The organism is Pseudomonas sp. PS02303 (assembly GCF_029959925.1).
GTDB classification, from domain to species: domain Bacteria; phylum Pseudomonadota; class Gammaproteobacteria; order Pseudomonadales; family Pseudomonadaceae; genus Aquipseudomonas; species Aquipseudomonas mandelii.
Genome location: NZ_JASCOM010000200.1, coordinates 1 through 10950 on the forward strand (window position 1 = coordinate 1; position 10950 = coordinate 10950).

Below are 10950 nucleotides of genomic sequence, written 5' to 3' on the forward strand. Positions count from 1 at the left end.
AGGGAGCTTGCTCCCGTTCGACTGCGCAGCAGTCGCCAAGACTTCGGGCAGCGCTTCGCAGCCGAGCGGGAGCAAGCTCCCTCGCCACAGAAAACGGAACGATCCTCGCTGGGGAATGATCTAGTCTTGGCAAGCCCCAGGGAGAGATCGCCATGTACCGCTTCTTCGAACAGCTCAGCTCACGCATCGCCGCGCCCTTCATGGGTGGAAGTTCGCGCAACAGCAAGGTCTGGCAGTGCCGCTGCGGGCAGTCGCTTTTCTTTCGTAACAGCCAGTGCCTGGCCTGTTCGGCAGCCTTGGGCTATCAGCCGGAGCAGAGTCGCCTGTCCTCGCTGCAACCGGGTGTGCTGGCGGATACCTGGTTGCTTGACGCCGACCCCGAAGCCGGCCTGTTCCGGCGCTGCGCCAACCTCGATTCCCCGGCTGCGTGTAATTGGCTGCTGGCCGCCAATGACCATGATGCGCTGTGCATCGCCTGTAGCCTGAATCGCACCATCCCTGACCTCTCAATTGCCGAAAACCACGAACGCTGGCGTCAGGTCGAAACCGCCAAGCGGCGTCTGGTCGCGCAGTTGATCAGCCTGGGATTGCAGGTGATTCCCAAAACTGTCGACGAACAGACCGGTCTCGCCTTCGATTTCATCGGTGTCGACCTGGAAGGCAAACCGCCGACCACGGGGCATGCCAATGGCCTGATCACCCTCGATATCAAGGAAGCCGATGACGCCCACCGCGAAAAGGTCCGGGTGCAAATGCACGAGCCTTATCGCACGCTGCTCGGGCATTTTCGTCATGAAGTCGGGCATTACTACTGGGACCGGCTGATCGCCAACAGTCATTGGCTGGAACCGTTCCGCAACCTGTTCGGCGACGAGCGTCTCAGCTACGCCGACGCCCTCGAACGCCATTATCAGCAAGGCGCACCGCTCGACTGGCAGCAGCACTGTGTCAGCGCCTACGCCACCATGCATCCATGGGAAGACTGGGCGGAAACCTGGGCGCATTACCTGCACATGATGGACGCGGTGGACACGGCGCTGGGGTTTGGCATGAGCGCGCGCGAGATGGATTTCGACTACCAGCCATTCCCGCTCGACACGCTCTACGATCCACAGCATCCCGGCGGCGCGGCGTTCCTGTCGTTCGTCAACGCATGGATCGAACTGGCCGGCATGCTCAACGAGCTGTCGCGGAGCATGGGGCAGCCGGATTTCTATCCGTTCGTCCTGCCACCAGCGGTCATCGCCAAATTGCACTTCATCCATCTGGTGATCCAGCAGGAGGGCGGCAGGGCGGATGAGGTGTTGCAAGACCTGTAGCCGCCTGCATTCACTTGCAGCAGCCTCGCAAGCTCGGCAGCTGCTACATGACTACGGTGTTCTGCAGACTTTGCATGTCCTTGAACCAGCACATATTTTTTAATCCCCCCGAACGGTTGTAACTTCGTCCCAGATAGGTACAATGGCGCGGCTCGCCGTCAGGTGAGCGTCGTTATGGTGACCCCATCGGTCCCCCCGCAACGATTACCCGTGAACCTGGTCAGATCCGGAAGGAAGCAGCCACAGCGGGAACATTGTGTGCCGGGGTGTGGCTGGTGGGGTTGCCTCCATAACGCACCGCGAGCCCTCTCTCGCGTTTTCTGTCTGAAAATACTTAGTGTGTGTTGCTGCCATGGCCCTTGATCCAGGCGGTTTTTTGTCGTTCCTGATTTTTAGAATGAATATAAAAAAGGAGGCCGATGTGTCGTATCAGACACGTCGGCCTCCTTTTTCATTTCCACCACTAAGGCTTGGACAAGGCCTGGTCAACCGCTGCGATCAGCTTTCCCAGATCCTTCGGGGTGGCTTTATGGATGACACCGAACAGATACGCCCGCTGTTCATCTTCATCACCCATATCGGCGAAAAAGGCTTTCAGCTTTACGTCCAGCACGTCGGCAAGCAAGAACAAGGCTTCGACGCTGGGGGTATAGGTTCCGGTTTCAAAGCGGCTGATGGTTTTGGGGTCAAAACCGGTTTTTTCGCCGAGTTCAGCCTGAGTAAGCCCCGCGACCTTGCGGTAGCGTCGGATGGCCGGACCCAAACTTGAAATTTGCATCGCTCAATTCCCATTTAGAATCAAGAACTTAACGATAGATTTTTGCATTAGACAACCGCATGATCCATCACCTTGCTTTTCAAAATGTGATGCGTTTCGTAGAATCGCCGCCAATAAGGGGTGATTGGTGATCTGTTTCCAGAAAATGGGCGACGCCAAACCGCCAGCATTGCGCTCCTTTGTCGGCCTTGCACGAGGTTTTTGAGACTAGCCGATCTTCGGTTCTGCGCGGTCATCAAATGCGGGTCATGGAGTGAACACGTGTTTGCGCAGTCCCACCGCTAGCGACAGCGAGCCTGATTCATGGATGAGAAATACCGCAGGGCCGTGGATGCCGCCGCCATTTTTTCCGAGACGGACCTGAGCGGCCGGATCACCCACGTCAATGATCAGTTCTGCGCTGTGTCCGGTTATAGCCGCGACGAGTTGCTCGGGCAGAACCACCGTCTCCTCAACTCCGGCGTGCACACCGCTGATTTCTTCGCCGGTATGTGGCGCACCATCGCGCTGGGCAACGTCTGGAAGGGCGAAATCTGCAATCGCGCCAAGGATGGCAGTCTGTACTGGGTCGAAAGCACCATGGTGCCCATGCTCAATGACGACACCGGACGGGTCGACCGATACCTGTCGATTCGTTTCGACATCAGCGAAAAACGCCAGTTGTTGCATTCCCTGCAATGGCGGGTCGGGCACGACGTGCTGACCGGGCTGCCCAATCGCGCGTTCCTCTCGGATCTGCTGGATCAGGCGCTGGAGTTCTCCCGAAAGGAAAACATCCCGCTCGCCGTGTGCATGCTCGACCTTGACGGGTTCAAGGCGGTCAACGACGGCTACGGTCACGCCAGTGGCGATCAATTATTGGTTGAAGTGGCCAAGCGTTTGCGCCACATCGTGCGTGGCGAAGATGTCGTGGCGCGGCTGGCCGGCGACGAGTTCGTGCTGGTGTTGCGTTACGTGCGGGATCTGCCGGAGTTGCGCGCGGCGCTGAACCGGGTGCTGGGGGCGATTTCGGCGCCGTATACCTTGCACGGCAAGGACATCAATGTGTTCGCCAGCATCGGCGTTACGCTGTTCCCACTCGACCATGAAGATGCTGAAACCCTGCTGCGTAACGCCGATCAAGCCATGTACGTGGCCAAGCAGCGCGGGCGCAACCGATTCCATCTGTTCGACGTGTCCAGGGATCAGGAGGTCAAGGCCACTCACCAGACGGTCGAACGCGTGCGCCAGGCGCTGGCCGCCGATGAGTTGCGTCTGCATTTCCAGCCCAAGGTCAACATGCGCCTTGGCGTGGTGGTCGGCTTCGAGGCGCTATTGCGCTGGGAACACCCGCAAAACGGCATGGTGCCGGCCCGGGAGTTTTTGCCGTTTGTGGAAGAGACGGACCTGATCGTCGACATCGGTGAATGGGTGATGGATCAGGTGCTGACGCAGTTGCACCACTGGCAGCAGGCGGGGCAGGGCTGGCCGATCAGCATTAATATCGCGGCACGGCATTTTCAGCGCGCGGATTTCGTCGACCGGCTCAGGCACGTCCTCGCCCGGCATGCCGACATTGCGCCGCAGATGCTCGACCTGGAAATCGTCGAGTCGGTGGCGGTCGAGAATATCCAGCACGTCAGCGACTGTTTGCAGGCCTGTCAGGCGCTGGGGGTGCAGTTTTCACTGGGCGACTTCGGCACTGGCTATTCGTCGCTGAGCTACCTCAAGCGATTGCGCACCCAAACCATCAAGATCGATAAGTCGTTTGTGCGTGACATTCTGGACGATCGCGATGATCTGGCGCTGGCCACGGCGGTGATCGGTCTGGCCCGGGCGTTTGGCCGGCAGGTGATTGCTGAAGGACTGCAAAGTATCGAGCACGGTGAGTTGCTGTTGCGACTGGGGTGTGAAGTGGCTCAAGGCTATTTCATCGCCCGGCCAATGCCCCCCGCCGACGTGCCGGGTTGGGTCGCGGGGTTCGTCGCGCCGCCGCAATGGCAAGCGCTGGATCAGGTTGGCTGAAGTTCTGTAATCGACACTTATCCCCTTTAGGAGCGAGCCTGCTCGCGATAGCAATCTGGCAGTCGCCATCAGTGTTGAATGGCAAACCGCAATCGCGAGCAGGCTCGCTTCCACGGGGTTCGTGTTGATCAGAAGATTTGCTTAAAGTGTGCCAGGCCCCGAACCGATATAAAGCCGGATAATGTCATCAATCTCCCCCGACATTTTCATCCGCAGCAACGTGCGCAGTATGCGTTGCACCGGCACCTTGGGGTCGTTGCGCACGTAGCAGCCGACGCTCTGTTCCTCCAGCACCGCCACGCCTTTGAGTTGCTTGTCGGGTAACAGGCGCTGATTGAACCAGTCCAGTGTCCATTGATTGCTCACGGCGTAGCGATAGCGCCCGGCGTGGAGTTTTTCCAGCACTTGTTCCTGGTTGCGCGCGTCTTCGCGGCGCAAACGGTCGGCATCGAACAGCGGTTGCAAGGTGGGGTAGGAGTAGCCGAGCACGGTACCGATGGCTTGCCGCGACAAGTTCGCAGGCACCACCAAAGGCAGCGGATCCTGCCGGCTGATCAGCATGTCGCGCTGAAACCAGAGGGGAATGCTCCAGATGTAGTCGCCGGACTGATTCGGCAGCCAGGACTGCGCGGCATAGCAGCGGATATCGACCTCGCCGTGTTCCATGGCGCTTTGCACTCGCGCCCGGGGCAACACATGAAATTCGGCCGGCAAGCCGACCTGGGTCGCCAGGCTGAGCATCACGTCATACAGGATGCCCTGGGTCACTTGTCCGCGTTCCAGTTGCACCATCGGCATCGCCCAACTGTCGGGCACCACAAAACGCAGCGGCGCTTCGGCGGCGGCGACGCTCACACTTATCCACAGCAGTGCCCCCAAGGCAAAACGCATAAACGCTCCGGTACGTCGCAAACCTGAGCCGATAAAAGCCCCCCAAAGTGCATCTTAGCCAGATTAGACGAGCGCACCGGATGCAATTTTGGCCTTGCTCCGCTAGCATTAGCCGCTTCTGTTCCTTCGTTGCGACGGTTTTCGATGAGTTATCAGGTTCTTGCACGTAAATGGCGTCCGCGCTCGTTCCGCGAAATGGTCGGCCAGACCCATGTGCTCAAGGCTCTGATCAATGCCTTGGACAGCCAGCGGCTGCACCACGCCTACCTGTTCACCGGTACGCGCGGGGTCGGCAAGACCACGATCGCACGGATCATCGCCAAATGCCTGAACTGTGAAACAGGTATCACTTCGACGCCGTGCGGCGAGTGTTCGGTGTGCCGCGAAATCGATGAGGGCCGTTTTGTCGACCTGATCGAGATCGACGCCGCGAGCCGGACCAAGGTCGAGGACACCCGCGAGTTGCTCGATAACGTGCAATACGCGCCGAGCCGTGGCCGCTTCAAGGTCTACCTGATCGACGAAGTGCACATGCTCTCCAGCCATTCCTTCAATGCGCTGTTGAAAACCCTTGAAGAGCCGCCACCCTACGTCAAGTTCATCCTGGCGACGACCGACCCGCAGAAACTTCCTGCAACCATTCTGTCGCGGTGCCTGCAGTTCTCCCTCAAGAACATGACCCCGGAGCGTGTGGTCGAGCATTTGACCCACGTCCTGGGCGTCGAGAACGTGCCGTTCGAAGACGACGCACTGTGGCTGCTGGGCCGCGCCGCCGACGGCTCGATGCGTGACGCCATGAGTCTGACCGACCAGGCCATCGCCTTCGGTGAAGGCAAGGTCATGGCTGCCGACGTGCGGGCGATGCTGGGCACGCTCGATCATGGTCAGGTCTACGACGTTCTGCATGCGCTGATCGAAGGCGACGCCAAGGCCTTGCTCGAAGGTGTCCGCCATCTGGCGGAACAAGGCCCGGACTGGAATGGCGTGCTCTCGGAAATTCTCAACGTTCTGCACCGTGTCGCCATCGCCCAGGCGTTGCCTGAAGGCGTCGACAACGGTCATGGCGACCGCGATCGGGTGCTGGCACTGGCCCAGGCCTTGCCGGCCGAAGACGTGCAGTTCTATTACCAGATGGGTCTGATCGGCCGCCGCGACTTGCCGCTGGCGCCGGACCCTCGTGGTGGCTTCGAAATGGTCCTGCTGCGAATGCTCGCGTTCCGACCGGCGGACACCGCGGACGCCCCGAGGCAACCGCTAAAGCCAGTGGGGATCAGCCAGGCCACAGTTGATTCCGCAAATTCAGTGGCTGCCGCGCCGGTGGTGGCACCGGTAGTCGCTGCGGCAGTTGCACCCGTTGCGCCAGCGCCTGAGCCCGTCGCGGCGGCGATTCCTGCCCCAGCGCCTGAGCCGGTAGCGCCCGTTGTGGTGGCCGAGCCTGTGGTTGAGCCGGTCGCGGTCGAGGCGGCAGTCGACTTGCCGTGGAATGACCCGGTCGAGCCGGAACCCGTCCAGCAACCCGCCGTCGAGCCGGTCCTGGAAACCGCCAGCGAACAACCTGATCTGCCGCCCATGCCGTTGCCGACGCCCGACAGCGTGGTGCCGGACGCGCCGGAGTGGGCCGCAGCGCCGATCCCGGAACCGTCGGTGGCCGACGTCGATGCCGCCACCCCGGGCGTGGACCTGGATGACGAGCCGCCGCTGGACGAAGACTACATCGAGCCGGACATGGATTCGGCCTACAGCTACCTCGATGAACTGGCCAGTGAACACGCTGCCGAGCCAGCACCGGAGCCCGAGCCTGAGCCGGCCGCCATGCCCGCCACCGGCCTGGCCCTGCAATGGCTGGAACTGTTCCCGAAACTGCCGATCTCTGGCATGACCGGCAGCATCGCCGCCAACTGCACGCTGATCGCCGTCGATGGTGACCACTGGCTGATGCACCTGGACCCGGCCCACAGCGCCTTGTTCAACGCGACCCAGCAACGGCGTCTCAACGATGCGTTGAACCAGTTTCACGGGCGCACGCTGACCCTGAGCATGGAGCTGATCAAGCCGGAGCAGGAAACCCCGGCCCAGGCCGCTTCCCGTCGTCGTGCGAACCGTCAGCGCGAGGCCGAGGAGTCGATTCACGGTGATCCGTTCATCCAGCAAATGATGCAGCAGTTCGGTGCGGTGGTTCGCAACGATACTATTGAACCTGTCGAAGCCCTGGTCAGTCAGGGCTAATAACTGAAGGCGTTTGGCCCCAAGGGCCGGGCGCTGTTTAAATCCAAGTACTTTTGAGGTGATTCCCATGATGAAAGGTGGCATGGCCGGCCTGATGAAGCAGGCACAGCAGATGCAGGAAAAAATGGCCAAGATGCAGGAAGAACTGGCCAACGCTGAAGTCACCGGTAAAGCCGGCGGCGATATGGTCACCGTGGTGATGACCGGTCGTCACGACGTCAAGCGCGTGACCATCGACCCGAGCCTGGTTGAAGGCCTGAGCGAAGACGACAAAGAGATGCTCGAAGCCGTGTTCGCCGCCGCCGTCAACGACGCCGTGCGCAAGATCGAAGCCAACAGCCAGGACAAAATGGGCAGCATGACCGCTGGCATGCAACTGCCACCGGGTATGAAACTGCCGTTCTGATTCGCCAAAGCGCGTCGGATGAGCTACAAAAAAATGCCAGGCATCGCGCCTGGCATTTTTGTTTCTGCCCGTTGGAAACGCGGTGCCTGTGAGGCAGCCTTCGCGGGCAAGCCTCGCTCCTACAGAAGCATCGCTGACCTTGCAGGTGCCGCGAAGAAGTCACCTCGGTCCAACGGACGAAACATCGAACGCCACACCTCCACAACGGTCTGCTCCCTATACCGCCGAAATTCATCGATCACAGGAGACGCTCACATGCCAGACGCATTGACCCTCAACCAACGTATCGTCCTGGCGTCCCGCCCCGTAGGCGCGCCGACACCGGAGAATTTCCGCCTGGAACGGGAAGCACTGCCGGAACTTGCCGATGGCCAGGTCCTGCTCAAGACTCAATACCTCTCGCTGGACCCCTACATGCGCGGCCGGATGAGTGACGCGCCTTCCTACGCCGCACCGGTGGAAATCGGCGAGGTCATGACCGGAGGCGCTGTCAGCCGCGTCGAGCGCTCGCTGAATCCGAAATTCCATGAAGGCGATCTGGTGGTGGGCGCCACCGGTTGGCAGAGCCACAGCATCAGCGACGGTCGCAACATCATTCCGGTGCCAAGCGGTTTGCCGTCCCCGTCCATGGCCCTGGGTGTGCTGGGCATGCCGGGCATGACTGCGTACATGGGCCTGATGGACATCGGTCAGCCCAAGGCCGGCGAAACCCTGGTGGTCGCGGCTGCCTCGGGCGCGGTGGGTTCGGTGGTCGGCCAGGTGGCGAAGATCAAAGGCCTGCGCGTCGTGGGCGTGGCGGGCGGTGCGGAAAAATGCCGCTACGTGGTGGAGGAATTGGGGTTCGACGCTTGCGTTGACCACAAGAGCCCGAACTTCGCCGATGAACTGGCCCAGGCGTGCCCCGAGGGCATCGATATTTACTACGAGAACGTCGGTGGCAAGGTGTTCGACGCGGTGGTGCCGTTGCTCAATGCCAAGGCGCGGATTCCACTGTGCGGCCTCATCGCTTCCTACAACGCCCACGAAGCGCCGACCGGCCCGGATCGCCTGCCGCAATTGCAACGCACCTTGCTGACCAAGCGCGTGCGCATTCAGGGCTTTATCGTGTTCGACGACTACGGTGATCGCCAGCCGGAGTTCGTCAGTGCCATGGCACCGTGGGTGCGCGATGGCAAGGTCAAGTTCCGCGAAGACGTGGTTGATGGCCTTGAGAACGCGCCGGAGGCCTTCATCGGTCTGCTGGAAGGCCGCAACTTCGGCAAACTGGTGGTGCGGGTTGCCCAGGACTGAATAATTGACGCTAATCAGAGGCGCGGGTATAAACCGCGTCTCGTTGTTTTGTCGGACGTTTCCCCATGAGCTTCAGCCCTTTGATTCGCCAACTGATCGACGCCCTGCGCATTTTGCCGGGTGTCGGTCAGAAAACCGCTCAGCGCATGGCGCTGCAACTGCTTGAGCGTGATCGCAGCGGGGGTTCGCGGCTGGCGTCGGCACTGAGCCAGGCCATGGAAGGGGTGGGCCATTGCCGGTTATGCCGCACGCTGACCGAAGACGATCTCTGCCCGCAATGTGCCGATACGCGCCGTGACGACACCTTGCTCTGCGTGGTGGAGGGTCCGATGGACGTCTACGCCGTGGAGCAGACCGGGTTCCGGGGTCGCTACTTTGTGCTCAAGGGCCATCTTTCGCCGCTCGACGGCCTGGGGCCGGAGGCCATTGGCATTCCGCAGCTGTTGGCGCGGATTGAAGAGGCGGGCTCCTTTACTGAAGTCATCCTGGCCACCAACCCGACCGTGGAAGGTGAGGCGACGGCGCATTACATCGCGCAGTTGTTGAGTAACAAAGGCCTGGTCGCTTCGCGTATTGCCCACGGCGTGCCGTTGGGGGGTGAGCTGGAGCTGGTGGATGGCGGGACGTTGGCGCATTCGTTTGCCGGGCGTAAGCCGATCGCTTTGTAGCGTATGAACCGACGCCATCGCCAGCAAGCCAAGCGCCTCGGTCCATCAGATTCACAACAATCCTGTTGAAAACCAAGCAAGCGCTCGGTTAACTTCGCTGAACCTTCAGTGGAGTTCGCCGATGCCTGCCTTTCAGGAATACTTCGATCCCAGCCATCAATTGGTCCGCGACAGCGTCAGACGTTTCGTCGAGCGCGAGATCCTTCCCGACATTGATCAGTGGGAAGAAGCGGAGAGCTTTCCCCGCGAACTCTATCTCAAGGCCGGTGCGGCGGGCATCCTCGGGATCGGCTATCCCGACTCCCTGGGCGGCAGTCACGAAGGCGATCTGTTTGCCAAGGTCGCCGCCAGCGAAGAGTTGATGCGTTGTGGCTCCGGCGGTCTGGTGGCCGGCCTCGGTTCGCTGGACATCGGACTGCCGCCGATTCTCAAGTGGGCCCGCCCCGAAATTCGTGATCGTGTGGTGCCGCAAGTGCTGGCCGGCGAGAAGATCAGCGCGCTGGCGGTCACCGAGCCCAGCGGCGGCTCCGATGTGGCCAACCTGCAAACCCGCGCTGTGCGTGACGGCGACTTTTACCGGGTCAGCGGCAGCAAAACCTTTATCACCAGTGGTGTGCGCGCGGATTTCTACACCGTGGCGGTGCGCACCGGTGAGCCGGGTTTTGCTGGCATCAGTCTGCTGCTGATCGAAAAAGGTACACCCGGTTTCACCGTCGGCCGGCAGTTGAAGAAGATGGGCTGGTGGGCGTCGGACACGGCCGAATTGTTCTTCGATGATTGCCGGGTGCCTGTGGGAAATCTGATTGGCGCCGAGAACATGGGCTTCGCCTGCATCATGGGCAACTTCCAGAGCGAACGCCTGGCCTTGGCGCTGATGGCCAACATGACGGCGCAGCTGGCGCTGGAGGAAAGCCTGAAATGGGCGCGTCAGCGCGAAGCCTTTGGCAAACCCATCGGCAAGTTCCAGGTACTCAAGCATCGCCTTGCGGAAATGGCCACGGCGTTGGAGGTGTCGCGCGAGTTCACTTACCGTCAGGCGGCGAAGATGGCGGCGGGGCAGAGCGTGATCAAGGAGATTTCCATGGCCAAGAACTTCGCGACCGACACGGCAGACCGGATTACCACGGATGCGGTGCAGATTTTGGGCGGTTTGGGGTATATGCGCGAGAGCCTGGTGGAGCGGCTGTATCGGGATAACCGGATTTTGTCGATCGGCGGCGGGACGCGGGAAGTGATGAACGAGATCATCAGCAAGCAGATGGGGCTTTGAATGTTGCGGTGTGTCGGCTTGCGCCTTCGCGGGCAAGCCTCGCTCCTACGATTTTCGGTCGAAGCCGAGTTTCCGACACGACTCTGATCTTGTAGGAG

Annotated in this window: 9 protein-coding genes and 1 other RNA gene; 8 read left to right on the forward strand and 2 right to left on the reverse strand. The window is 60.8% G+C overall.

Going from position 1 to position 10950, the window contains the following annotated elements; all coding sequences use genetic code 11:
• Positions 1–152: 152 nt before the first annotated feature.
• A complete protein-coding gene (locus QMX98_RS27070; protein ID WP_145305920.1) occupies positions 153–1319 on the forward strand; it encodes a putative zinc-binding metallopeptidase in 1167 nt (388 codons plus the stop codon).
• A 184-nt stretch (positions 1320–1503) separates the two neighbouring features.
• An RNA gene (ffs, locus tag QMX98_RS27075) (signal recognition particle sRNA small type) lies at positions 1504–1600 on the forward strand.
• Between the two features lie 182 nt (positions 1601–1782).
• Here the strand turns inward: ffs and QMX98_RS27080 are convergent.
• A complete protein-coding gene (locus tag QMX98_RS27080; RefSeq protein ID WP_010456454.1) occupies positions 1783–2097 on the reverse strand; it encodes a helix-turn-helix transcriptional regulator in 315 nt (104 codons plus the stop codon).
• A 303-nt stretch (positions 2098–2400) separates the two neighbouring features.
• Here QMX98_RS27080 and QMX98_RS27085 point away from each other — a divergent pair, with 303 nt between their 5' ends.
• Entirely contained in the window at positions 2401–4101 is a 1701-nt protein-coding gene (locus QMX98_RS27085) for a GGDEF and EAL domain-containing protein (protein ID WP_282411644.1), read from the forward strand.
• A gap of 141 nt (positions 4102–4242) precedes the next feature.
• On the opposite strand, the gene QMX98_RS27090 is transcribed toward QMX98_RS27085, so the two are convergent.
• Entirely contained in the window at positions 4243–4992 is a 750-nt protein-coding gene (locus QMX98_RS27090; protein WP_282411645.1) for a transporter substrate-binding domain-containing protein, read from the reverse strand.
• A 144-nt stretch (positions 4993–5136) separates the two neighbouring features.
• Between QMX98_RS27090 and dnaX the strand changes: the two genes are divergently transcribed.
• The 5 genes from dnaX to QMX98_RS27115 all read left to right on the forward strand — a co-directional run bounded on the left by dnaX (position 5137) and on the right by QMX98_RS27115 (position 10852).
• Complete coding sequence (gene dnaX, locus QMX98_RS27095; protein WP_077748209.1) at positions 5137–7218, forward strand: DNA polymerase III subunit gamma/tau; 2082 nt, start codon at positions 5137–5139, stop codon at positions 7216–7218.
• Between the two features lie 67 nt (positions 7219–7285).
• Entirely contained in the window at positions 7286–7624 is a 339-nt protein-coding gene (locus QMX98_RS27100; RefSeq protein WP_007933349.1) for a YbaB/EbfC family nucleoid-associated protein, read from the forward strand.
• A gap of 255 nt (positions 7625–7879) precedes the next feature.
• A complete protein-coding gene (locus QMX98_RS27105) occupies positions 7880–8914 on the forward strand; it encodes an NADP-dependent oxidoreductase (RefSeq protein WP_282411646.1) in 1035 nt (344 codons plus the stop codon).
• Between the two features lie 65 nt (positions 8915–8979).
• The gene (recR, locus tag QMX98_RS27110) at positions 8980–9582 is read left to right on the forward strand and encodes a recombination mediator RecR (RefSeq protein ID WP_010456436.1); all 603 of its coding nucleotides are present in this window, start codon (positions 8980–8982) and stop codon (positions 9580–9582) included.
• Between the two features lie 121 nt (positions 9583–9703).
• Positions 9704–10852, forward strand: a complete 1149-nt coding sequence (locus QMX98_RS27115; RefSeq protein ID WP_221106849.1) for an acyl-CoA dehydrogenase family protein — start codon at positions 9704–9706, stop codon at positions 10850–10852.
• The last annotated feature ends 98 nt before the right edge of the window (positions 10853–10950 follow it).